The sequence below is a fragment of the Leucobacter luti genome (assembly GCF_019464495.1).
Lineage (GTDB): Bacteria > Actinomycetota > Actinomycetes > Actinomycetales > Microbacteriaceae > Leucobacter > Leucobacter luti_A.
Window position 1 is genome coordinate 1,093,281 of sequence record NZ_CP080492.1, and the last position, 23,364, is coordinate 1,116,644.

Sequence of the window (23,364 nt, forward strand, 5' to 3'; positions counted from 1 at the left end):
GGGCGCCGTTCCACGGAACAGTGCGATTTGCCGCACACGCACGAGCAGAGTGGCAGAACTGAGTGCAAAACCACCCGCCCAGGCGGGATCAGTCGTGATCTTCGAGTGAGTTCTGACTCGCCTCAATCAGCGTGACCATCGATGCGTGCAGCTCGCCCAGCTCCGCAGGTGTCATCTTGAGCCGGGCTGCCATCTGAATGGGCACCTGCTCCGCGCGCGTGCGCAGCGCTTCCCCCTCCGGGGTCAGGGTGATCTCGAGCCGCCGCTCATCGGCAATGCTTCGCTGCCGCTTCGCCAGGCCCTGCGCCTCAAGCCGCTTGATCAGCGGGGACAGGGTTGATGCTTCCTGGTGCAGCAGGCGCGCGAGCGTACTGAGGTCAAGGGTGCGGTGCTCCCAGAGCGCCAGCATGACGAGGTACTGGGGGTGGGTGATGCCGAGCGGATCCAACACTGGCTTGTACGCCGCGACGATTCCGCGCGAGGCGACGGTCAGCGCGAAGCACACCTGTCGTTCCAGGGTCAGGGGATCAGTCGAGCTCATTTCGCCATTTTCGCAGATTCCAACCGGTGGCGTATCATTGATTCGTGCCCTAATGATTGGTGCATATACTTTTGGAGGACGAGCATGACGAACCAGGCTTCCGGCACGAAGGCCGCGCCCCCAGCTGCGCCGAGCGAAAGCCAGGCACCTCAGCACGCCCCGTTTGTGCCAAACCCGCACGAGCCCGCTTCGGCCAGCACCGTGATCGGCTTCATCATCGCCGCGGCGCTCGTGTTCGGCGGGTTCTACATGATGGGCATGGCGTTCAGCGTGCCGGGCGCAGAATTCTGGCTCTTCGGCGGCGGCATCGTGGTGGACGCTGTGGGGCTCTGGGTTGCCTTTGGCTTGATTCCCTACTTCAGCGACCGCAAGGCTCGCGACTAGGCTGCACTGCCGCGGCGCCCCGATCGGCTACCCCTCGTCGAGTAGGGCAGCCGCGAACAGCGGGCGAGCGGCATCCGCGGCAGGCGGGTGAAACATTCCTGCCGCTGCATCGCGGTAGAGCCTGCTCGCCTCGTGTCCGCTGTCGAAGCCGGAGCCGCCAGTGCACAGGAGCGCCACCTCGGCGGTGCGTCGCGCGGCCGAGGTCGCGTGCAGCCGAGCCCCAACGAGCCGCGGCGACCAGGCAGCGCCGTGGTCAATCAGCTCATCGAAGTCACGCGTGGTTGAGTCCAAGAGCGCGGGCACCACGAGGTAGTCGAGGTGTGCATCTGCGAGCCGCACGCGTGATTCAGGCACCTCAGCGAGCGTAGTCCCCGCCTTCGCCGATCGCCGCTGCTTCAGCCCTGCCGCCGCAACGTCAAGCGCGCGCCGCGCCACTCCGGCGTACACCGAGGCGATGAGCAACTGGAAGTTCGCGGCAATTGCGAACGGTAAGAGATCGGGCTGCGGCCCGACAGGCAGGCGCCGGATCACGCGCTCCGCGCGCATGGGGACGCCATCGAGGCGGGTCGCCCGGCTCTGTGAAGCGCGCATGCCGAGCACGTCCCAGCGATCGGAGACGGTGATACCCGGCGCCGAACGCTCGACGAAGCCGAACACGAGCTCAGGCTGCTCGGGAGTCGACGCGTCAACGCCGTGCGTCATCAGCCTGGTCCAGACTGGCGACAGCGAGGTGAAAATCTTGGTGCCCGTGAGCAGATACCCGCCGTCAGGCTGGGGAGCCGCGACCGTCGTCGAATCACTCAGCACCCAGTCATTGCCAGGCTCGCTGATGCCGAAGGCGAAAATCTCGCCAGCCATCGCCTCCTCGAATACACGAGTGAGCGAGTCATCTCCGCGCTGCTGCATCGCGCGTGCCACTCCGGTGCACATCAGGTGCATGTTGATTGCGAGCGCGGTCGCTGGCGCCGCTGTCGCAAGGCGCTGCTGCAACCGTGATACCTCGTGCAGTGTCAGGCCAGGACCACCCCACGCCTCCGGCACGAACAGAGTGAGGTACCCCCGCTCGGTGAGCTCGGCGAGGTCGGCACTGAAAAACTCGTTCGCGCGATCCGTTTCCGCCGCCCGCGCCCTGAACCGTTCCAGCACTCCCTCTGGGAGATACCGTTCAGCAAGCTCCGCGTGCCGCGTTTCCCGATCGGTCATGGCGCTCCTCTTCGTTCGCGGCCAGTCTAGCGAGCGGACAAGTCGGCCACCGTCGCGCCATAGGCGCTCACGAACTCCGCGGCGTCCACCAGCGCTGCGAACTCGTGGGAGCCAGACCCGAGCGCGATCCGGGCACCAATCAGGCCCTGGTCAATGTAGACCGGCCACGGCGTGCTGGCTCCAAGCGGGGAAATCGTGCCGCGCTCGTAGCCAGTCGCGGCGAATGCCGCATCAGCATCGGGCAGCGAGACCCGATTCACCCCGAGCAGCGCGCGAAGTTTTGGCCACGAGAATTGGGCAGCAAGCGGGGCGATGACGAACACGAACTCGCTCCCGAGCTGCACCACAACCGTTTTCGCGATGCGCACACCGCCGACGAGCCCTCCGGCAGGTGGGCCACTCCCCTCACGCGGAATGAACTCGACCGCGAGGCCGCGTGCCGCAGCATCAGCCGCGGCACGCGGCACCTCGGTGTTCGTCATGCGAACACCCTACTGTGCGAGCACTCCATCGCCGGCGCTATGGAGCAACAACCTCATTCGATCGCGTGCTCAGGTTGACGCCACGCGTCTCTTTCACAAGCGACACCGCGATCAACGACACGATCGTGACACCCAGGATGTAGGCGCCAATCGTCCACGATGCTCCTGTCGCACCGAAGACGAGGTCGGCGATCATCGGCGCAAACGCTCCACCGAAAATTGCTCCGATCGCGTAACCGATCGAGACACCCGAGTAGCGCACGTCGGCCGGGAACATCTCGGCGTAGAGCGAGGCCTGCGGGCCGTAGGACAGCCCCAGCCCGATCGTCATGATGAACAACGCCCCGAAGTACATGAAGATATTGCCGGTGTCGATCATGAACCACATGGGGATCGCCCACAACCCGAGCAGCACATAGCCGATCTGGAAGGTACGGACGCGGCCAATGCGATCGGAGAGGATCCCGCCATAGAGCGTAAAGATCAACCACCCGAAGGACGCGAGCGTCGTTGCAAGCAGCACTGGTGGCCGCTCGAGCCCGAGCCCCCCGGCCGCGACGTCGCGCGTCGCATAGGTCGCGAAGAACGCGATCAGCAGGTACCCGGCTGCGTTGTTCGCAATGAAAATGAGCGCAGCGAGGATGACCTCACGGGTGTGTTTCGAGAACAGGATCTTGATCGGCGCAGAGGACTCACCCTTGCGCTCCTGCAGCTCCATGAAGATGGGCGACTCTTCGACCGCACGGCGAATGAAGTACCCCACAAGGATCAAGAGGATCGAGAGGAGGAACGGGATCCGCCACCCCCACGTGAGGAATTGCTCTTCGGTGAGCACCGTGGTGATGATCCACATACTCGAGGTCGCAAGGATCATGCCGAGCGGAACACCGATCTGCGGGTACGCCCCAAAGAAGCCGCGTTTATCTTTCGGAGCGTGTTCTACCGACATTAGCGCCGCGCCACCCCACTCGCCTCCGGCCGAGAATCCCTGCAGCACGCGGAGCAGGATAAGCAGCACCGGAGCAGCGACGCCGATCTGCGCGTAGGTCGGCAGCACGCCGATGAGCGCAGTCGCGATCCCCATCATGATGAGCGTGAGCACGAGCATCCTCTTGCGGCCCAGTCGATCTCCGAGGTGCCCAGCGACGATCGCACCGAGGGGCCTGAAGAGGAACGAGATACCGAGCGATGCCCACGAAACGATCTGGCCGACCGTCTCACCGGCTGGCGCGAAGTAGAGCGTGGCAAAGACTGCACCGGCCGCCTGAGCGTAAATGAAGAAGTCGTACCACTCAATCGTGGTGCCCACCACCGTGCCAGCGAGCACACGCCGCTCTTCAGTGCGGCGAGCCGCGGTCGCCTGGGTCGTTTGCGTCATCTGAACTCCATCGTTCGTGTATTCCTCCGCGATATCCTGACCGAACGGTCGGATGGTATGCGAGTGTACACGAACACTCCGACCAGGTTTAGTCCACAGGCGCGTTCGGAAAATCTTCGAAAATGAGCAGCGTACGGGAGGTGCGCACCGACGGAATCGCTTGCACTTCTTCCAGCACTACTCGGCGGAGATCTCGATTGTCGCGTGCCCGTATGAGCAGGAGCACATCAAACTCGCCACCCACGAGCGCGATGTGCTCGATCTCAGGGATTTCCATCAGCCGCGCACGCACTTCCTGCCATGCCGGCTGCTCAACAGAGAGCGACACATAGGCGGACGCGTGCAGCCCCGAGAGCACGGGGTCCGTACGCACGGTGAAGCCTGTGATGATCCCGGCATCACGCAGCCGTTTCACGCGCGCGTGCGCTCCCGCCCGTGAGACATGTACCTCTTCACCCAGCGTGGTCATTGAAGCGCGCGCATCTCTGCGCAGGACTTCAATAATCGCGCGATCAATTACGTCCAGTTCCACATTGATCCATTCGTCGCATCGATCCCCCAAAAACGGCAATCGTACATATTTTTAACACGAATAGTGCGATACGTCCAATGGATACACATAAACACAAGACGATTACTACTCTGAAGGGCATCACAGCTCTGTCCCGTTCAGAAGGGATAGGCAAATCGCTCAAGGAGGAGCCGATGTCCCGCTTGAGGTCACCAGAGTCAGCCACGGCGCTGCTCCCTCGCGACACCCCGGTTCAGCTCGTCACTGCCGCGGGAGAGCACACGCCGGACCCGGCATACGCCATACCGACTGACGACGAGCTGATCCGCGCGTACTCCAGCCTCGTGACTGGGCGCCGCATCAACGACCAGTGCAATGCACTGGTGCGCCAGGGCCGGCTTGCGGTCTATCCTTCGTCAAACGGCCAAGAAGCGTGCCAGATTGCTGCGGCCCTCGCCCTGCGCGAAACTGATTGGCTCTTCCCCACCTACCGCGACTCGGTGGCGATTATCTCTCGCGGCGTCGCACCCGCGGAAGCAATGGTCCTGCTGCGCGGTGACTGGCACTCAGGCTACGACCCGCACGAGCACTGCGTCGCCCCGCAAGCCACCCCGCTCGCCACCCAGCTCTTGCACGCTGTCGGTTTCGCCCACGCCGCAAAGCTCCGCGGCGAAGACACGGTGGTACTCGCGATGTGCGGCGATGGTGCGACAAGCGAGGGTGATTTTCATGAAGCGATGAACTTCGCCGCGGTGTTCGAGCTACCCGTCGTGTTCTTCGTCCAGAACAACGAGTTCGCGATCTCTGTGCCGCTGTCGCGGCAGACGGCAGCCCCCTCACTGGCTCACAAAGCGATCGGATACGGCATGCCTGGACAGCGCGTAGACGGCAATGATGTCGCCGCGCTCCTCGCGGTGCTCGGGGAGGCCGTGGATCGTGCACGTGCGGGCGCGGGCCCCACACTCATTGAGGCACACACTTACCGAATGCTCGCGCACACGAACGCAGACGACGACACGCGGTACCGCGAGCACGAGGCAGTGCAGGCGTGGACCGGACGGGATCCACTCAACCGTGTGCGCACACTGCTGCGCGACCGCGGCCTCCTCAGCGACGAGGCCGAAGCACAATTCACGGAGGCTGCCGAGCGCACCGCAGCTGACCTACGCGCCACGATGCACGCGGAACCCGAGGTGGATCCCGCCGACCTCTTCCGGCACGTGTTTGCCGAACAGCCGGCGATGCTCGACGCGCAGTGGCGCATGCTCCAAGACGAGATCGACCGAACGGAGGCGGACGCATGAGCACCGCAACGCTGACCCAACGCCCACACACGCGTGAGTCCAGTGTGTCCGACCAGATTCCTGATCAGACACCGGCACCCCCAGTCGAGACAATGACCATGGCGGGCGCACTCAACCGCGCCCTCGCGGACGCGCTCGCCGCCGACGATCGCGTCCTGATCTTCGGCGAGGACGTTGGCGCACTCGGAGGGGTGTTCCGGATCACCGACGGCCTCACCGCGCAGTTCGGAGAGGCCCGCTGCTTCGATACCCCATTGGCAGAATCGGGCATCATGGGCAGCGCCGTCGGAATGGCGATGAATGGCCTCATCCCCGTTGTCGAGATGCAGTTCGATGCCTTCGCTCTCCCCGCGTTTGAGCAGGTCGTGAGCCACGTCGCAAAGCTCGGCAACCGCACTCGCGGTGGCACCCGGCTCCCCATCGTGATCAGAATCCCCTACGGCGGCGGCATCGGCGGGGTCGAACACCACTGCGATTCCTCCGAGGCGTACTACGCACACACGCCGGGGCTCACCGTGGTCTCACCTTCCACCCCACAGGACGCCTACTCACTGCTACGCGCCGCGATCGCGTCCCCTGATCCGGTCGTGTTCATGGAGCCGAAGAAGCTGTACTGGTCAAAGGGGCCCGTCGACACCTCACTCACCGCAGAGTTGCGGCGAGCTGAGGTGGTGCGCGAGGGCAGTGATGTCACGCTCATCAGCTACGGACCGTCGATGCCGGTCGCCCTCGCAGCTGCTGAGGCTGCCGCAGCAGACGGCCGCAGCGTGCAGGTGGTGGACGTGCGCACGCTTACCCCGTTTGATGACGAGACCGTTGCGGCAGCCGTGCGCGGAACCGGTCGCGCCATCGTGATCGCCGAGGCACAGGGCTTCGCAAGCGTCGCCTCTGAGATTCAAGCGCGCGTGTTTGAGCAGTGCTTCGAGTATCTCGAGGCCCCCGTTCGCCGGGTCACCGGATTTGACATCCCTTTCCCCTCCCCCAAATTCGAACACTGGCACCTCCCTGATGTCGATCGAGTGCTCGACGCTATCGATTCTTTGCACTGGGATGACGCACCTCACTCGGAGGAGACACCGTAATGCAGACGTTCCACCTTCCTGACCTTGGCGAAGGCCTGACCGAGGCCGTACTGGTGCGCTGGGCCGTCGCTGTCGGTGACGAGATCGTCCTCGACCAGGTCATCGCCGAAGTCGAGACTGCCAAGAGCATCGTCGACCTGCCCACTCCGTACGCCGGCACCGTGCTCGCACTACACGGCGAGGAAGGCGGGACGATTCTCACAGGCGCGCCAGTGATCGAAGTCGGTGATGGCTCGGCAGCCCCAGACACCCCAGCAGCCGCGCCACACGCCGCCGAACATGAGGCGTACCGCGCCGAGGAGCAGGCCGGATCGGGCAACGTGCTCATTGATACGGCACGGGCGCCGGCCCGGCCAGGGACGACGGCGCCGCGCAGGAACTGCGGTTCGGCAAGCAGCACCAGCGAACGCCACACCATCCTCAGCCGCTCCCGAGGCCGCGCGCCCCCGCGGCGACCGCCCGGTCGCGGTACGCTCCCCATCGTGCGCCGCCTCGCACGTGAGCTCGGAATCGATCCTGCAACAGTTGCGCCCAGTGGCACGGATGGCGCAGTGACACGCGCCGACGTGCTGCGCGCGGCAGAGAACACCGCATCACAAGCATCGGAGCCCGTTGCCCCGCTCGGAGCCGAGCCGAGCCAGCTCACCGTCATCTCGTCCGAGCGATTCTCACCACTGCGGAAGGCGGTCAGTGCGACCCTCAGCCGCAGCCGCTCGGAGATTCCAGAGGCCACCGTGTGGGTGGACGTCGACGTGACCAGGCTGTGGGAACTCCGCTCGGATATGGCAGCCCCGGGCGAGCGCGCCCCATCGGTGACCGCGTTGTTCGCCCGCTACGCCCTGCTCGCGCTGGAGCAGTATCCGCTCCTGGCCTCGCGAATCGTGGGCGGTGGCACCGAACTCGCACTTTTCGACGGCGTTCATCTGGGTGTTGCAGTCGACACGGAGCGCGGCCTCATGGTGCCCGTGATCCCCCGCGCAGACACGCTCTCACTCGCGGCCATTGATGGCGCACTGCGCGAGCTGGCCGCGACGGCGCGTGACGGCAAAATGCCGCCCGAGCGACTGCGCGATTCGACGTTCACCGTAAACAACTACGGCGGCTTCGGTGTGGATGGATCAGCCGCCATCATCAACTACCCGAATGTCGCGATCCTGGGCATCGGACGAATCTTGGAGCGGCCGTGGGTGGTCGAGGGCGCGATAGTGCCGCGCCGTATTGCCCAGCTCTCGCTCGTATTCGATCATCGAGTCTGCGACGGCGGCTACGCGGCAGGCTTTCTCCGCGCGGTCGTCGACCTCCTGGAGCACCCGCTCACCGCTTATCCCCGGGTGTAGCGCACAGCCGTACAGTACGGTCTCGCGGGCTCTGCGTTTGCGCGGAGGCACCGTGGCACCGTATCCTGAAATTCATTACCGACCGATCAGTCACTAATTCGCGTGGCGGGCGTTCGGGGCAGACGAGGAGGTCATCGCCCATGCCAGAGGCATATCTCGTGGGAGGGGTTCGCACCCCGGTTGGACGCTACGGCGGAGCACTCGCGGGCGTGCGCCCCGACGATCTCGCGGCGCTCGTTCTCCGCGCTGCCGTCGACCGTTCGGGGCTCAGCCCCGAGGCGATCGCGGCTGGCGCAATTGACGAGGTCATCTTCGGAGCGGCAAACCAGGCCGGTGAAGACAACCGCAACGTGGCCCGCATGGCGGTGCTGCTCGCGGGCCTCCCGATGAGCTGCCTGGCTACACGGTGAACCGGCTCTGCGCCTCCGGGATGACTGCCGTTTCGAACGCCGCGCAGGCGATCCGCGCTGGGGACGCAGATCTCATCGTTGCCGGCGGCGTCGAGTCCATGACCCGCGCGCCCTGGGTGCAGGAGAAGCCCAGCCGCCCATGGGCGAAGCCTGGCGAGCAGTATGACACCTCGATTGGCTGGCGCTTCGCCAATCCTCGTCTTTCTGCGCGAGACAAGGCAACCTTCTCGATGTCAGAGACGGCCGAGGAGGTCGCCCGCGTCGACGGGATCACTCGCGAAGACGCGGACGCCTTCGCCGTGGAAAGCCACCGCCGAGCGATCAGCGCGATCGCCGCAGGCCACTTCGCCGACGAAATCGTGCCCGTGCTCGCCCCGGATGGCCGCCAAACCCGGCTCGTCGACACCGACGAGGGGCCCAGGCCGGATACTTCTGTGGAGGTCCTTGCTGGGCTGCGCCCGGTCGTCACAGGCGGAGGTGTCGTAACCGCGGGCAACGCATCCTCACTCAACGACGGCGCCTCTGCACTGGTAGTGGCGAGCGGCGAAGCGGTGGAGCGCTACGGCTTGGTGCCTCGCGCCAGAATTGTGACGAGTGTCTCGGCGGCTCTGGCGCCCGAGATCATGGGGCTCGGCCCCGTGCCCGCGACTGAGAAAGCCCTCATGCGCGCCGGCCTCACGGTTGCGGATATCGGCTCGATCGAGCTCAATGAGGCGTTCGCCTCACAGTCTCTCGCGTGCATCAGACGGCTCGGGCTCGATCCGGAGCGAGTCAACAGTGACGGCGGAGCAATCGCGCTGGGGCACCCACTCGGCTCATCCGGATCACGCTTACTGGTGACTCTGCTTGGTCGGATGGAGCGCGAGCACTCGCGCTACGGGCTCGCCACGATGTGCGTCGGCGTTGGCCAGGGCACCGCGACAATCATCGAACGGATGAGCCAGTGAGCGGCCCACTTCTGATCGAAGATCGTGGCACTCACGTGCTCGCGACACTCGACCGGCCAGAAAAGCGCAACGCGATCGATCAGGACCTGATCGATGCGCTACACGCACTCTGCGCCGAGCTTGAGCAGGTGCCCCGGACGCTCGTACTCCGCGGCGCCGGCAGCAGTTTTGCCGCCGGTGCCGATATCGCGCAGCTGCGGGAACGCCGCGCGGCAGACGCACGCGCCGGCATCAACACGCACGCATTCACCCGCGTTGCCGAACTCCCGATGCCCGTGATTGCGGCTCTGGACGGATTCGCGCTCGGCGGCGGTGCCGAGTCGCCTACGCGGCAGACATCCGCGTCGGCACGCCTGCGCTTCGGATGGGAAACCCGGAGACCGGACTCGGGATCATCGCCGCAGCTGGCGCCAGCTGGCGCCTGCGCGAGCTGGTCGGGACACCGCTCGCCACGGAGATGTTACTCACGGGGCGGGTGCTCTCCGGAGACGAAGCATACGCCGCCGGGCTCATCACCCAGTTGCACGACACCGGCGCCGAAGCGTTCACCGCTGCCGAAGCCATCGCTGCACGGATCGCGAAACTCGATCCGGAGGCGACGCGTGCGAGCAAGCGGGTGCTCCGCGCTCCCGCATCCGCGCACCCCGAGATTGATTTGGCCGAGCAGGCGATCCTGTTCGAAAGCCCTGAGAAGATGCGGCGCATGACCGAGTTTCTTGAGCGGAAGAAGACATCATGACCGCGTCAGAGAGTGCACCCACCCCCGAGCCCACCCCGTGGTGCCCGGCACCGTCGGTGTCCTGGGCGGCGGGCGCATGGGCGGCGGAATCGCGCACGCCTTCTTGCTCGCTGGTGCCAGCGTCACCGTAGTGGAGCAGTCGACCGAGGCAGCTGCCGCTGCCAGAGCACGAATCGAGCAGAGCATCGACGCATCGCTCGCTCGCGGCTTCGCGGGGGACGCAGAGACCCTTCGGAGCGCGCTCAGCGTCACCGCCGAACCAGGCGAGTTTGCCAGTTCCGAGCTCGTGATCGAGGCGGTGCCCGAGCTTCTCGATCTGAAGCTCGAAGCGCTGAGCACTATCGAGCAGATCGTGGCAGACCGAGCCGTGATCGCGTCGAACACTTCGTCGATCCCGCTTGAGCAGCTCGCAGGCGCGCTCCGTCTCCCCAGCCGCTTCATTGGACTGCACTTCTTCAACCCGGTGCCGGCATCGGCGCTCATCGAAGTCGTCGTCTGCGCACAAACTGACGAAGCGCTTCCGGAGCTCGCCCGCAGTTGGGTGCGCGCGCTCGGAAAGACGCCAATCACCGTCGCCGACGCGCCGGGGTTCGCATCGAGTCGGCTCGGTGTCGCACTCGCACTCGAAGCAATCCGCATGGTCGAACAGGGGGTCGCCTCTGCCGCTGACATTGACCTCGCCATGGAGCTGGGGTATCGCCATCCCACTGGCCCACTGCGCACCACCGACATTGTCGGGCTCGACGTCCGCCTCGGCATCGCCGAACAGCTCCAGCGCGACCTCGGCGAGCACTTCGCCCCGCCGCAACTGCTTCGCGACATGGTCGCCGCAGGCGCGCTCGGCCGGAAATCAGGGCAGGGCTTCTACGACTGGTCCGACCCCGCACACCCCACGAGCCACTGAGCACATTCACCCCAGAGCCCAGTGACCCTGAGCTCACCGAACGGAGCAGCCATGACGCACACACTTCCCAGCTACATCAAGGATGCCTGGTGGACCCCGAGCGAAGCTGATCTCGCGCAAACGCCCGCAGCTGAGGTGCGCGACGCCGTCACCGGCGAGGTGGTCACACATGTGTCAAGTGCAGGGCTCGATCTCGCTGGCGCCATGGCGTTCGCGCGAGAGACCGGACAGGCCGCACTCGGCGCGCTGACCTTCCATCAGCGCGCAGTGCTCCTCAAGCAGTTCGCGCTGGCGCTGACAGAGCGCAAGGCTGAGCTCTACGAACTCTCGACCAAAACCGGCGCGACGAAAAGCGACTCCTGGGTCGACATCGACGGCGGAATTGGGGTGCTCTTCACCTACTCAGGCAAGGGCCGCCGCGAACTCCCGAACGCGAAGGTGCAGCTCGACGGGCCGGTCGAACCGCTCTCGAAGGACGGTTCGTTCCTCGGCCGTCACATCCGCACCACGCTGCCGGGCGTCGCCGTGCAGATCAACGCTTTCAACTTTCCCGTGTGGGGCGCGCTCGAGAAGCTCGCACCAACGTTCCTCGCCGGCATGCCGACGATCATCAAACCAGCCACGCCGGGCGCGTACCTCACCGAGCACATGGTGCGGATTCTCGTCGAATCCGGGTTGTTGCCCGCTGGCGCGATCCAGCTCGTCTCTGGTTCGATCCGTGACGTGTTCACCCACGCGAAACTCGGCGACGTCGTTGCGTTCACCGGCTCAGCCAGCACCGCAGCAGGGCTGCGCCTCCACCCCGCGGTGCAGACCGGTGGCGTGATCTTCGGCGCTGAGACTGACTCGATCAACGCCTCGGTACTCGGACCCGATGCCGCTCCAGGCACGCCCGAGTTCGACGCGTATGTGCGCCAGCTCGTCACCGAGATGACGTCGAAGGCTGGCCAGAAGTGCACCGCCATTCGTCGCGCGATCGTCCCTGCCGAGCTCGCAGACGCGGTCGCCGACGCAGTGATCGAGCGGGTTGCCGCACGGGTGGTCGTGGGCGATCCCCGCGATGAGGGCACCACGATGGGGGCGCTCGCATCGACAGAGCAGCGCACTGAAGTGCTCCGCCAGGTGCAGCGCCTCGTGGACGGAGGAGGTCGGATCGTGCACGGCGCCGGCCAGGATCCGGACGACGGCACGGCGTTTGTGACCCCGATCCTGCTCCGATTTGACGATCCGCGCGCGGAACGCGTGCACGACACCAGGCGTTTGGCCCGGTCTCGTCGATTATCGGCTACAACTCACCGGACGAGGCCGCAGAACTCGTCTCGCTCGGCGGCGGCTCACTCGTCACGAGTGTTGCATCGGCCGATCCAGAATTTGTCGCGCGGTTGACCCGCCGGATCGCCTCGGGTAACGGGCGCGTGCTGACGCTCGACCGCACGAGCTCGCGAGCCTCCACCGGGCACGGGTCCCCGTTGCCAAACCTGGTGCACGGCGGTCCGGGCCGTGCTGGCGGCAGCGAGGAGCTCGGCGGAGTCCGCAGCGCCTTCCACTACATGCAGCGCACCGCGATTCAGGGCAGCCCTGAGATGCTGACCGCCATTACCGGGGTGTGGCATGCCGGCGCGGCGACACAGGGGGACGTCCACCCGTTCCGGAAATCACTGCAGGAGCTGCGCATCGGCGATCAGATCATCTCCGAGCCGCGTGAGGTGACGCTCGCCGATATCACCCACTTCGCTGAGTTCACCGGTGACACGTTCTACGCACACACCGACGAGGAGGCCGCGGCGGCCAACCCGTTCTTCCCTGGCCGAGTGGCTCATGGCTACCTGTTGCTCTCGTTCGCCGCCGGGCTCTTTGTGTCGCCCGAGCCTGGCCCGGTGCTCGCGAACTACGGACTCGAGAGTCTGCGCTTCATCACGCCGGTCTCACCTGGCGATCGCGTGCGCGTCGCACTCACGGCAAAACAGATCGTGCCGCGCGAGACGGACGAGTACGGCGAAGTGCACTGGGACGCGGTGCTCACCAACCAGAACGACGAGGTCGTCGCAACGTACGACGTGCTGACGCTCGTGTCGAAGACGCCGGAGCTGGCTGAGGCATAGCGCTGCTGGGGCGGAGTGAGCGGCGCCATCGTTTGGAGTGGTGGCGCCCCTCACTGATTAGCGGAAGTCGCGCACCTCGTTCACGCGCAGCCCCGAACGCACATACGAGAGCACGGTCTCGGCGAGATCTTCCGGCTCATCGGGGCCGTCCGGCCGATACCATTCGACGAGCGAGTTCACGAGGCCGAAGGTGAGCCGCGCGGCAAGGGGCGGATCAATGTCGTCGCGCAGATCCCCCTCGGCTTTCGCCGTTTCGAAGATCCGGCTGAGCCGTGCCGTGAGCGCACGCCGCCGCTCCATCGCCCGCAGCTCAACTTCGGAGTTTCCGTGCAGGCGCAGCAACAGCACGAGGTACTGCTGCCGCTCGCAGGCGACGAGCACGGCCTCGCGCACGATACGCCGAATTTGAGCTACAGCGTCGAGGTCCTCAGCCTCAGCCTCGTCAAACACACGCTCCAGCTCGCCAAGTGCGCGCTCAAGCGCGATCTCCAGCATCTCTGCTTTCGAGGAGAAGTGATGGTACACCGCAGATTTTGAGAGACCGAGTCGCTTCGCAATCATGTCGAGGGATGACGCGTCATAGCCACGATCCATGAACAGCTGCACAATCACCTCGAGCATGCTGTTCTGGTCGTGACCCGGTCGACCTCGGCGAGTCGCTTGCGGAACCTCAATCGCTCCCATACGGCGTTCCCCTTCCGCGCGGCTCCCCTGGAGACCGCACGCATTGCCTACGGGCGGGAAATACCGCCCGGGTCCAAGTTACCGCAGGTCATACAACCGCTTCAGTTTTCCTTCTGACCGAGGCAGTGAACCGGGAACCACGAGCTCGGCACCGAGCGATGCGCCCACGCGGTCCTTGATCCGCTTCTGGAGCAGCGCGAGCGCGATCTCGGCGTCCCCCTGAGAGACGCCACCGGAGGGCTCGATCTTCACGTGGAGATGATCCATAGTGCCGCGCTTGGAGAGCTCCAAGATGAAGTGTGAGGTGAGGCCCGAGATTCCGCACGCGATCTCCTCGATCTGCGTCGGAAAGATGTTGACGCCGCGCAAAATGATCATGTCATCGTTGCGGCCAGTAATCTTCGCGATGCGACGGTGCGCGGGGCGCGCGGTGCCAGGATGCAGCGACGTGAGATCGCGGGTGCGGTACCGGATCATCGGGATTGCCTCTTTGGTCAGCGTCGTGAATACGAGCTCGCCAGTCGCGCCATCAGCGACCTGGCGCAGGTCCTCATCGATGATCTCAGGGAGAAAATGGTCCTCCCAGATATGTGGGCCGTCCTGCGTTTCTACGCATTCGTTGCCGACACCCGGTCCCATGATTTCGGAGAGGCCATAAATGTCGACGGCCTTGAGGTCGAGCCGCTCCTCGAGTTCCTGGCGCATGGCATCGGTCCACGGTTCAGCGCCACAGATGGCCACTTTCAGGCTGGAGGCTCGCGGATCAAGTCCTGCACGCTCGAAGCCATCCGCAATGGTGAGGAGGTAGCTCGGAGTGCACATGATCGCGTCCGGCTGGAAGTCGTTGATCAGCTGCACCTGTTTCTCGGTCTGGCCACCCGACATCGGAATCACGGTGCAACCGAGTCGTTCGATGCCCGCGTGAGCGCCGAGGCCACCGGTAAAGAGACCGTATCCGTACGCGTTGTGGACGGTCCATCCGGGCCGAACTCCTGAAGCGTAGAGCGATCGGGCGATCAGATCTGCCCAGTTGTTCAGGTCAGTCTCCGTGTAGCCAACCACGGTGAGCCGCCCGGTCGTCCCTGAGGACGCGTGCACGCGGCGCACCTCGCTGCGCGGTACGGCGAACAGCCCAAACGGGTAGTGCTCGCGCAGGTCGTTCTTCGTGGTGAACGGGAGTCGTTCGAGGTCTCGCAGCTCACGAATGTCCTCCGGGTGTACCCCCGCATCGTCGAAGCGGCGCTGATAGAACGGCACGTTCTCATATGCATGGCGCACCGTCCACTGCAGGCGCTGCAGTTGCAACCGCTCCAATTCTGGCCTGGTCAGCCGCTCCTCGGCATGGAGTCCCGACTCGAGCAGCGTGTGTGGTGTGGGCGACATGGGGCTTCTTTCTGGTGTACGACGATGGACACGTGATGGGGCTGACGCTCTCGGCGTCAGGAGATATTGGGCAGCGGCCGGTTCGTTGCGAACGAGCGGCCACGGAACTCGGCGACGACTTCGCCGTTCTGATCCGACACGGTGATGTCGTAGAGACCGTTGCGGCCGGACAGCCAGCGCCGCGTGGCGACCGCGGTGAGGAGGTCACCGGTGTGGCTTGCCCGCGTGAACGTGATCTCGGCTCCCGAAGCAACCACCGCAGTGTCGCCCTCGTTGCAGGCGTAAGCGAACGCGGTGTCCGCAAGTGTAAACACCAGGCCTCCGTGGGCAATGCCAAAACCGTTCGCCATGTCATCGCGCACGGTCATCGTGAGCACAGCTCGTCCGCGTTCAAGCTCTATGACGCGGATCCCGAACGCTGCTTTCGCAGTGTCGCTGCGGAGCATGGCGGTCGCAGACCAGGTGGGATCGAGATCGATTTGGATCTCGTCGACCGTGGTTGTGGTGGTGGCTGCTGCCGTTGACAGGTTCAGCGGTGAACTCATGTGCGCTCCGTTGCGATCGTGATATCCTGTGACTATACTCACTGAATGTTCGGTAAGTAATTCCCCAAGCGCCACTCTACCACCTCGGCCACGGCCCCGAAAGTCCGGGCCACCGAGTTCCAGGGAGTGGCAGGGCCCTGACGCAAGGAGGCAGCAGATGGCACCCACAACCACCCCGGAGCGCACCACGCACGGACCCGCGGGCAGCGCGGACGAGCAGACACGATTTGACGCGATTATTGCCGCTGATCAGCGGATCGAGCCGCGCGATTGGATGCCAGACAAGTACCGCAGCTCCCTCGTGCGACAGATCTCGCAACACGCTCACTCCGAGATCATCGGCATGCAGCCCGAAGCGAACTGGATCACCCGCGCGCCCAGCCTCAAGCGCAAAGCAATCCTAATTGCGAAGGTGCAAGACGAAGCCGGCCACGGCCTCTACCTCTACTCTGCAGCGCAAACGCTCGGCGTTACCCGCGAAGAAATGACGCAGAAGCTGATCGACGGCAAAGCACGCTACTCCTCAATCTTCAACTATCACACGCCCACCTGGGCTGACATGGGGGCCATCGGATGGCTGGTTGACGGTGCCGCGATCTGCAACCAGGTGCCGCTGTGCCGCGCCTCATACGGCCCCTACGGGCGGGCGATGGTGCGGATCTGCAAAGAGGAATCGTTCCACCAGCGTCAAGGTTTCGAAATCCTCTACGAGCTCTCACACGGGACCCCCGAGCAGAAGCAGATGGCACAGGATGCGGTGAACCGCTGGTATTGGCCGTCACTCATGATGTTCGGTCCCTCCGACGACGCCTCACCCAACTCGGCGCAGTCGATGGCGTGGAAGATCAAGCGATTCTCGAACGATGAGCTCCGGCAGCGATTTGTGGGGATGTGCGTGCCACAATTCGAGGCACTCGGGCTCGAATGCCCCGACAAAGACTTGCGCTTTGACGAGGAGACCGGACAGTGGATCTCCGGCGAGATCGACTGGGACGAATTCATGGCCGTGCTCGACGGCCGGGGGCCGGCCAACGGCGAGCGCCTCGACCACCGCCGCACCGCCCATGAAGACGGCGCGTGGGTGCGCGAGGCTGCAGCAGAGTACGCACGGAAGCAGCGCGAGCGCGCCCGCTTTGCCGCCTAGACCAGAACAAACGAAGGAGACGACGATGTCGACACCCGGAGAACTCGGCACCGAGGCCTGGCCGCTGTGGGAGGTGTTCATCCGCGCCAACCGCGGCCTGAGCCACGTCCACGCAGGGTCTTTGCACGCTCCCGATGAAGCGATGGCGCTGCGAAATGCCCGCGATCTGTACACCCGCCGCAATGAGGGTGTCTCGATCTGGGTCGTCCCCGCCGCGGCCATCACCACGAGTGACCCCGATTCGAAGGGCGCCTACTTTGAGTCGCCAGCTGGCAAGAACTTCCGGCACGCCGTGTACTACGCACGCGCCGAGGGGGTGAAGCACCTGTGAGCCAGGATCTGGATACCCACGGCGATGTTCACGGTGACGTCACCGTTGATGAGCTGCGGCTGTCAGACGAGCTACTCGGCACCGGGGAGACCGCGAGCGCAGATGTCGCCGAGTACGCGATGTGGCTTGGCGACGACGCGCTCATCCTGTCCCAGCAACTCGCCTGGTGGATCTCCCGCGCACCGGAGCTCGAAGAAGATCTCGCGCTCTCCAACGTGACGCTCGATCTTCTCGGACACGCTCGCGCGCTGCTGCACTACGCTGGCACCGCCTCCGGTCGATCCGAGGACGATCTCGCCTACTGGCGCGACGAGCCCGAGTTTCGCAACTGCTGGCTGGTCGAACAGCCGAACGGGAATTTCGCTGACACGATGGCGCGCCTATTCATATTCTCCGCATACCAAGTGCAGTTGCACCGCGCCCTGCTCAGCAGCACAGATGCGACCTTGCAGGCAATCGCTGGCAAGGCCGAGCGTGAGGTCAGCTACCACCTCGACCATGCCGCGCAGTGGGTGCTCCGACTCGCCGGCGGCACCGAGCTGTCGCGAGAACGCCTCATCGCGGCGTTCGACCGCGCCTGGCCATTCGTCGAGGAGCTGTTCACCAATCAGCCGCTCACCGACCGGCTCGACGGCGTCGTACCGCAGCCATCGTCGCTCCGCGCCGGCTTCGAGCACGCCGTCGCAACCGTGTTCGCTGAGGCAGAGCTTTCCGTGCCGCAGCTCCCCTCGGCCCGGTGCCGCGGCCGTCTCGGCGAGCACAGCACACGCATGGGCTACATTCTGGCTGAGATGCAGTGGCTCGCGCGGCGCCATCCCGGAGCATCATGGTAACCAGCTTGCGCCCCAATGACACGGCGGCGGCGCGCGTGTGGGACATCGCAGCACAGGTGCCCGATCCTGAGGTGCCCGTGCTCACGATCGAGGACCTCGGAGTACTCCGCGCTGTTGCGGTCACCGAGGACGGAGCCAGAGTCGTGCTGACCCCGACCTACTCGGGATGCCCGGCGATCGACCAGATGCGCGATGACGTAACCTCCCGGTTGCACGAAGCCGGGTACGAGCGCGTCGACGTCACGACAACGCTCTCGCCCGCGTGGACCACGGACTGGATGAGCGCTGCGGGGAAGCAGAAGCTCGCCGAATACGGGATCGCTCCCCCGCACGTGCGTTCGGCACTGGGGGACGGCCCCGTGCGGCTCCAGCTCTCGATCAAGTGCCCACGCTGCCATTCAACCCGTACTCGCGAAGTTGCACGCTTTGGTTCGACAGCGTGCAAGGCACACTACGAGTGCCTCGCGTGCCTCGAACCGTTCGACTATTTCAAGACTCACTAGGTCTTCCGAAGGGACCAGACATGGCCGCCACTAACCTCGGCGCAAAGAAGCGCGCGACGTTCCACGAACTTCGCGTAGCAGAGGTGCGCCCGCTGACCGACTCGAGCGTGGAGGTCACCTTCGAGGTACCCCCTGAGCTCGCGAGTGACTACCACTACCTCGCCGGCCAGCACCTCGCGCTCCGCACGACACTCAATGGGGAAGATGTGCGCCGCTCCTACTCCATCTGCCGCCCACCGAGCGACGGCAGAATCTCAGTTGCGGTCAAGCGAGATTTCGGTGGGGTGTTCTCGAGCTGGGTCAATGATGAGCTGAAGCCGGGTGACACGCTGCAGGTGATGACCCCCCAGGGCGCGTTTACGTCGAACCTCGATGAGCTCGCTGGCCGGCACGTCGTGGGGATCGCAGCCGGTTCAGGGATCACCCCGATCATCACCATGGCGCACCGCGTGCTGGAGCAAAGCGAGACGTCGCGGTTCGACCTCTTGTTCACCAACCGTTCGAGCACCGAGGTCATGTTCGTCGAAGAGTTGGCAGATCTGAAAGATCGCTTTCCGCAGCGCTTCGCCCTGCACCATGTGCTGTCGCGCGAGCAGCGCTCGGCCCCGATCCTTTCTGGCCGGCTCGATGAGGATCGGCTGCGCACGATCCTGAAATCGGTGATCCCGGTGACGATGACCGACGAGTGGGTATTGTGCGGGCCGTTCGAACTCGTGCAGCTCTGCCGCGATCTGTTGGCCGAGCACGAGGTGGAAACTTCACGGGTGCGATTCGAACTGTTCACGACAGGCGAACCAGGCTCCGCACCGCGCGCGCGCCCCGTTGAGGTGCGCAGCGGTGAAAAGACCATCACCATTGACTTCACACTCGACGGCACCTCGGCCTCTGTCGAGAGCCCCGTATCCGCGAATGAGACCGTGCTGAACGCGGCCCTGCGGGTGCGCCCCGATGTGCCATTTGCGTGCGCGGGGGGTGTCTGCGGCACGTGCCGTGCCCGCGTCGTCGAAGGCTCGGTCTCGATGACCGAGAACTACGCCCTTGAAGCTGATGAGATCGAGCGCGGCTACGTGCTCACCTGCCAGTCACACCCGCAGTCCGAGCGCCTCGTCGTCGACTACGACGCGTAACCGAGAGAGACCCAGCTATGACACAAGACGTTCTGCTCAGCATCGCAGACGGAGTCGCGGAGATCACGCTGAACGCGCCCTCCCGTCTCAACTCGCTGGGGCCCGACATGCTCCGCGAGCTCTCAAGTGCCTACTCCGCGGCCGCCGACGCGGGCGTGCGCGCACTGGTGCTGCACGGTGAGGGCCGCGCATTCTGCGCTGGACGCGACATCTCCGGGGTCGACCCCCGCGAAGACGACGTTCTCGGCTATCTCGACGGACTCGTGCAGCCGCTGCTCGAGCAGATGAGCGCGTTCCCCGCCCCCACCTTTGCCCTCGCGCATGGCGCGTGCCTCGGCGTGGGGCTCGGGCTCCTCATCGCGAGCGACGTCGTCTATGTCGCCGAAACCGCGAAGATCGGGAGCCCGTTCGCAAAGCTCGGAGCTACGCTTGATTCGGGCGGCCACGCCCTGTTCTTCGAGCGTCTCGGCGCGCACCGCACGCTCGACCTGATCTACACGGGACGCCTCATGACGGGAGCGGAGGCCGTGGCCGCTGGAATGTTCTCGCAGGCCTTCCCCGACGAGGAAGCGCTTGATGCCACGCGATCCGCAGCCGCCACCGCGGCGACCGGCGCGACGCAGGCGTTCCTCGCGTCGAAGGCGCTCGTGCATCAGTTGCGCGACGAACGGGTGGGGCTGTGGACTGCAATGTCGGCGGAGAACCGGGCACAGGCCGCGCTGTGCGACACCGACGATTACCGCGAGGGCTTCGCGGCATTCCAAGACAAGCGACCGCCGGTGTTTACCGGTGGCGCTGCAGGAGCCGACGCGTGAGCGGCGCGGCCGCAGAGGCACAGCTGCCCGCAACGGCGCATCCCACCGCAGACAACTGGGTCGCGTCGAACGGGGCAGGCGAACTCGCGGAGGCAATGGGGATCGAGTTCACCGAGTACACCGTCGAGCGCACCGTTGGCCGCATGCCGGTGCTCGGCAATCGCCAGACTGTGGGGTTCATGCACGGCGGAGCGTATGTGGTGCTCGGAGAGTCGCTCGGCTCGATGGCAGCAAATCTGCACGCGGGGCCAGGGCGGCTCGCGGTCGGTGTCGATATCAATGCGACACACACGCGGTCTGCCACGGCCGGGTATGTCACCGGGGTGTGCACTCCGGTGCACCTGGGCCGCACACTCGCCGTGCACGAGATCGTGGTGACCGACGAGGACGGCAGGCGCTGCTGCACGATGCGGATCACGAACCTCATCAAGGATGCGCCGCAGCACCCAAGCCCGTGACCGCCTGTCATGTGGATGCACCGCGAACTACTTCCAGAGCACGATGCCCGAACAATCGGGGTCGCACCCCCTATCCAGCATCGGCTACCACCTGAGCGAGCGCGCGGAATGCTTGATCTGCCGGGTGTGATCCATCGGGCAGATTCGACGTGTTCATGTATACGACGATGCTCGCACCAGAGTCAGGGTTGTGGAACGTCGCTGCTGTGAAACCAAGCCCTTCACCGTTGTGCCCGAGCCACCCATGGGTCTCCCCCATCCCCACCGCGTACAGGTCATATGGCGGCTTCTCGATCGTGTTGCCGACCTCGCGCAACGCCTGCGTCTCCGGACGCAGCAGGGCCCCAGATCCGAGCGTTTCCGCCCACACACGGCCGTCATCGAGCGTCGAGAACATCGCTCCGGCTGCCCCCAAAATCGATGGGTTCTGATCTGCCGGGATACGCTCCTCAGAGTCGGGATCCGGCATGTAGCCCACCGCATGCGGTGCCGTCCAGTCCGCCACATCGGTGATGTACTTCGTGTCGGCTTGTCTGAGCGGGTCAAGGATCTGATCCTGCAATGCTGTCGCGTAGTCCGAGCCGGTGGCTTTTTCGATCACGGCCCCCAGCAGGTTGGTGTTCGCGTTCGTGTACACATGCTTCGTGCCGGGCGCGAACTGTGCCGGCTGCCCCAGCACGCCGCTGTTCAACTCTGCAAGGGTGTACACCTTGAACTGATCTTTCGCGAACTCAGTGAGGAACTCCTCGGTGACATAATCTGCCACACCACTCGACATGTTCGCGAGCTCGAGCAGTGTGATCTGGTCGCCGTTCGTCACACCGGGCACGTACGATTCCAGCGTGTCATCCAGGCTGAGCGCGCCTTCATCCGCCAGTTGCAAGAGCATCGTCACGGTATAGGACTTGGTGATGCTTCGGATGGGCCAACTCATATCCTCGGTGACCGGGGCTTTCGCTTCGATGTCCGCGAGCCCCGACGTAGTCGTCCATGACCCGGACCCCGGGAGCCACACTCCCGCAGCGGCGCCCGGCACACCGTACTGCTCCATTGTCTTTTCGAGCACGGCCTGGAGCTGATCCTGCAGCTTTTCCGAGAGCTCGCCTGACGGTGCGGCAGGGCGTTCGATCGCGTCGGAAGTCGCTGGTGTTTCAGGCTGATCCCGCGAGCTGTACGCACCACCGGGCCCCGACGTACACCCCGCGAACAGTACGCCGACGGCAGCGAGCGCAGCTACACCAGCATGCGTTCGGGAGCTGTGCACTTTGCTCGGCACAAGCGTTCTGGACCTCTGCACTCCGCGCGACGCATGCATTCGAATCGTCTCCCATCCCTCGGGGCGACTCTGACTGGCCACTCCGCCTTCCCGTATTTTCGCACCCGATAGGGGCGGGGCACAGTAACGATTCGCACCTGAGCTTGGAACAGACTCGAACTGAGCCTTGATGCGTATGAGATCGGGTTCCCGGTGCCACGTGTGAGCCCCCTCCCTCGAACTGGGCTTGTCCCTGGAGCGAAGTCACTCATTGGGAGCGGGGCACGCTCAAGGCTAGGAGGCCACTCCAGCAAGAAGAAATTCCCAAGCGGTGCGCGACTGGGTTTCCAGCGTTTCGAGATCTTCCAAGGTGAGCGTTGTTACTTGCAGGCCAACAAAGAGTGAAAGTGCGATTCTGGCAAAGGTGACAGGATCGATATCTTCCCTGAGTTCTCCAACGGTTTTGCCTTCTTCTGCGAGCAGGACAATCTCTTTCATCCAGGTTTCGTAGGGCTTCCGATTTGATTGAAAGCGCGGCATTTCGAGAGAGAGCCGGATTCCCGATCCCATAATCGGGTCCGTGGCAGCTTGGCGGGCAAGGCGCGCGCAAATTCGGCCTATTCGCTCCGTCGGCCCGATCCCCCACGAGGCCGACTCTGCAAACAGGTCTTCGACAGCGTCCTGTTGCCGTTCCACGAGGACCTGAGCCAGCTCTGCCTTGGTCTTGAAACTGAAATATATTGCGCCTTTCGCGATGCCCGCTTCCGCAGCGATTGCAGACATGCTTGTGCCTTCATATCCGTAGTTGGCGAAAGCGCGTGCTGCTGCATGGGCGATCCCCGCCCATCGTGGATTTGACCAATTCTCGTCCAATGTTTCCCCGTCCCACCAGAAGCGCTGTGACTCCCCGGGTTCCCTGGAAGCACAGCACCCATCAGGAACAAGGATAGAGCGTCATCGCG

The 23,364-nt window shown here is 64.7% G+C and carries 22 protein-coding genes and 3 pseudogenes; 15 read left to right on the forward strand and 10 right to left on the reverse strand.

From position 1 onward, the window contains the following. Positions 1 to 88: 88 nt before the first annotated feature. The gene (locus K1X41_RS04970; protein WP_133615952.1) at positions 89 to 541 is read right to left on the reverse strand and encodes a MarR family winged helix-turn-helix transcriptional regulator; all 453 of its coding nucleotides are present in this window, start codon (positions 539 to 541) and stop codon (positions 89 to 91) included. Between the two features lie 84 nt (positions 542 to 625). Here K1X41_RS04970 and K1X41_RS04975 point away from each other — a divergent pair, with 84 nt between their 5' ends. Next, complete coding sequence (locus tag K1X41_RS04975) at positions 626 to 925, forward strand: hypothetical protein (protein ID WP_132204529.1); 300 nt, start codon at positions 626 to 628, stop codon at positions 923 to 925. A 27-nt stretch (positions 926 to 952) separates the two neighbouring features. On the opposite strand, the gene K1X41_RS04980 is transcribed toward K1X41_RS04975, so the two are convergent. From K1X41_RS04980 to K1X41_RS04995, 4 genes are all read right to left on the reverse strand, one after another. Then, positions 953 to 2,128, reverse strand: coding sequence for an acyl-CoA dehydrogenase family protein (locus K1X41_RS04980; RefSeq protein WP_132204527.1), 1,176 nt, complete (start codon positions 2,126 to 2,128; stop codon positions 953 to 955). A gap of 26 nt (positions 2,129 to 2,154) precedes the next feature. Then, positions 2,155 to 2,610, reverse strand: a complete 456-nt coding sequence (locus tag K1X41_RS04985; RefSeq protein WP_220175454.1) for an aminoacyl-tRNA deacylase — start codon at positions 2,608 to 2,610, stop codon at positions 2,155 to 2,157. Positions 2,611 to 2,647: 37 nt separating this feature from the next. Then, positions 2,648 to 3,988, reverse strand: coding sequence for an MFS transporter (locus K1X41_RS04990; RefSeq protein WP_132204523.1), 1,341 nt, complete (start codon positions 3,986 to 3,988; stop codon positions 2,648 to 2,650). Between the two features lie 88 nt (positions 3,989 to 4,076). Next, positions 4,077 to 4,514, reverse strand: coding sequence for an Lrp/AsnC family transcriptional regulator (locus K1X41_RS04995; RefSeq protein ID WP_133616234.1), 438 nt, complete (start codon positions 4,512 to 4,514; stop codon positions 4,077 to 4,079). A gap of 179 nt (positions 4,515 to 4,693) precedes the next feature. Here K1X41_RS04995 and pdhA point away from each other — a divergent pair, with 179 nt between their 5' ends. The 7 genes and pseudogenes from pdhA (at position 4,694) to paaZ (ending at position 13,324) form a co-directional block, all read left to right on the forward strand. Then, the gene (pdhA, locus tag K1X41_RS05000; protein ID WP_133615949.1) at positions 4,694 to 5,803 is read left to right on the forward strand and encodes a pyruvate dehydrogenase (acetyl-transferring) E1 component subunit alpha; all 1,110 of its coding nucleotides are present in this window, start codon (positions 4,694 to 4,696) and stop codon (positions 5,801 to 5,803) included. 92 nt (positions 5,804 to 5,895) lie between these two features. Continuing rightward, the gene (locus tag K1X41_RS05005) at positions 5,896 to 6,885 is read left to right on the forward strand and encodes an alpha-ketoacid dehydrogenase subunit beta (protein ID WP_132205218.1); all 990 of its coding nucleotides are present in this window, start codon (positions 5,896 to 5,898) and stop codon (positions 6,883 to 6,885) included. Continuing rightward, positions 6,885 to 8,222 (forward strand): dihydrolipoamide acetyltransferase family protein, encoded by a 1,338-nt coding sequence (locus K1X41_RS05010; protein WP_220175455.1) that lies wholly within the window; start codon positions 6,885 to 6,887, stop codon positions 8,220 to 8,222. The genes K1X41_RS05005 and K1X41_RS05010 overlap by 1 nt, the downstream gene beginning before the upstream one ends. A gap of 140 nt (positions 8,223 to 8,362) precedes the next feature. Next, a pseudogene (locus tag K1X41_RS05015) lies at positions 8,363 to 9,579 on the forward strand (thiolase family protein). Next, positions 9,576 to 10,318 (forward strand): annotated as a pseudogene (locus K1X41_RS05020) (enoyl-CoA hydratase/isomerase family protein). Before K1X41_RS05015 ends, K1X41_RS05020 begins: the two co-directional pseudogenes overlap by 4 nt. Positions 10,319 to 10,394: 76 nt before the next feature. Beyond that, positions 10,395 to 11,222 (forward strand): 3-hydroxyacyl-CoA dehydrogenase family protein, encoded by an 828-nt coding sequence (locus tag K1X41_RS05025; RefSeq protein WP_220175782.1) that lies wholly within the window; start codon positions 10,395 to 10,397, stop codon positions 11,220 to 11,222. Between the two features lie 51 nt (positions 11,223 to 11,273). Next, positions 11,274 to 13,324 (forward strand): annotated as a pseudogene (gene paaZ, locus K1X41_RS05030) (phenylacetic acid degradation bifunctional protein PaaZ). Between the two features lie 57 nt (positions 13,325 to 13,381). Here the strand turns inward: paaZ and K1X41_RS05035 are convergent. The 3 genes from K1X41_RS05035 to paaI all read right to left on the reverse strand — a co-directional run bounded on the left by K1X41_RS05035 (position 13,382) and on the right by paaI (position 15,936). Beyond that, positions 13,382 to 14,008 carry a TetR/AcrR family transcriptional regulator gene (locus K1X41_RS05035; protein ID WP_132204509.1) on the reverse strand — a complete coding sequence of 209 codons (627 nt, stop codon included), beginning with the start codon at positions 14,006 to 14,008 and terminating at the stop codon, positions 13,382 to 13,384. 78 nt (positions 14,009 to 14,086) lie between these two features. Further along, positions 14,087 to 15,391: a phenylacetate--CoA ligase PaaK gene (paaK, locus tag K1X41_RS05040; protein ID WP_220175456.1), complete on the reverse strand. Its 1,305-nt coding sequence runs from the start codon at positions 15,389 to 15,391 to the stop codon at positions 14,087 to 14,089. Between the two features lie 56 nt (positions 15,392 to 15,447). Continuing rightward, positions 15,448 to 15,936, reverse strand: a complete 489-nt coding sequence (gene paaI / locus K1X41_RS05045) for a hydroxyphenylacetyl-CoA thioesterase PaaI (protein ID WP_220175457.1) — start codon at positions 15,934 to 15,936, stop codon at positions 15,448 to 15,450. A gap of 157 nt (positions 15,937 to 16,093) precedes the next feature. Between paaI and paaA the strand changes: the two genes are divergently transcribed. The 7 genes from paaA (at position 16,094) to K1X41_RS05080 (ending at position 21,147) form a co-directional block, all read left to right on the forward strand. Next, a complete protein-coding gene (gene paaA / locus K1X41_RS05050; protein WP_220175458.1) occupies positions 16,094 to 17,080 on the forward strand; it encodes a 1,2-phenylacetyl-CoA epoxidase subunit PaaA in 987 nt (328 codons plus the stop codon). A gap of 25 nt (positions 17,081 to 17,105) precedes the next feature. Next, positions 17,106 to 17,411 (forward strand): 1,2-phenylacetyl-CoA epoxidase subunit PaaB, encoded by a 306-nt coding sequence (paaB, locus tag K1X41_RS05055; protein WP_132204501.1) that lies wholly within the window; start codon positions 17,106 to 17,108, stop codon positions 17,409 to 17,411. Next, positions 17,408 to 18,244 (forward strand): 1,2-phenylacetyl-CoA epoxidase subunit PaaC, encoded by an 837-nt coding sequence (paaC, locus tag K1X41_RS05060; protein ID WP_133615932.1) that lies wholly within the window; start codon positions 17,408 to 17,410, stop codon positions 18,242 to 18,244. Before paaB ends, paaC begins: the two co-directional genes overlap by 4 nt. Then, entirely contained in the window at positions 18,238 to 18,747 is a 510-nt protein-coding gene (gene paaD, locus K1X41_RS05065) for a 1,2-phenylacetyl-CoA epoxidase subunit PaaD (protein WP_132204497.1), read from the forward strand. Before paaC ends, paaD begins: the two co-directional genes overlap by 7 nt. 20 nt (positions 18,748 to 18,767) lie before the next feature. Beyond that, entirely contained in the window at positions 18,768 to 19,874 is a 1,107-nt protein-coding gene (gene paaE, locus K1X41_RS05070; RefSeq protein ID WP_133615930.1) for a 1,2-phenylacetyl-CoA epoxidase subunit PaaE, read from the forward strand. A gap of 17 nt (positions 19,875 to 19,891) precedes the next feature. After that, positions 19,892 to 20,689, forward strand: coding sequence for an enoyl-CoA hydratase/isomerase family protein (locus tag K1X41_RS05075; protein ID WP_220175459.1), 798 nt, complete (start codon positions 19,892 to 19,894; stop codon positions 20,687 to 20,689). A gap of 95 nt (positions 20,690 to 20,784) precedes the next feature. Further along, the gene (locus K1X41_RS05080; RefSeq protein ID WP_220175783.1) at positions 20,785 to 21,147 is read left to right on the forward strand and encodes a PaaI family thioesterase; all 363 of its coding nucleotides are present in this window, start codon (positions 20,785 to 20,787) and stop codon (positions 21,145 to 21,147) included. 70 nt (positions 21,148 to 21,217) lie between these two features. Here the strand turns inward: K1X41_RS05080 and K1X41_RS05085 are convergent, their stop codons facing one another. Then, on the reverse strand, positions 21,218 to 22,411 hold the full coding sequence (locus K1X41_RS05085) for a serine hydrolase domain-containing protein (protein WP_220175460.1): 1,194 nt from the start codon (positions 22,409 to 22,411) through the stop codon (positions 21,218 to 21,220). Between the two features lie 285 nt (positions 22,412 to 22,696). Beyond that, positions 22,697 to 23,185, reverse strand: coding sequence for a TetR/AcrR family transcriptional regulator (locus K1X41_RS05090; RefSeq protein WP_258566660.1), 489 nt, complete (start codon positions 23,183 to 23,185; stop codon positions 22,697 to 22,699). Positions 23,186 to 23,364 lie beyond the last annotated feature (179 nt).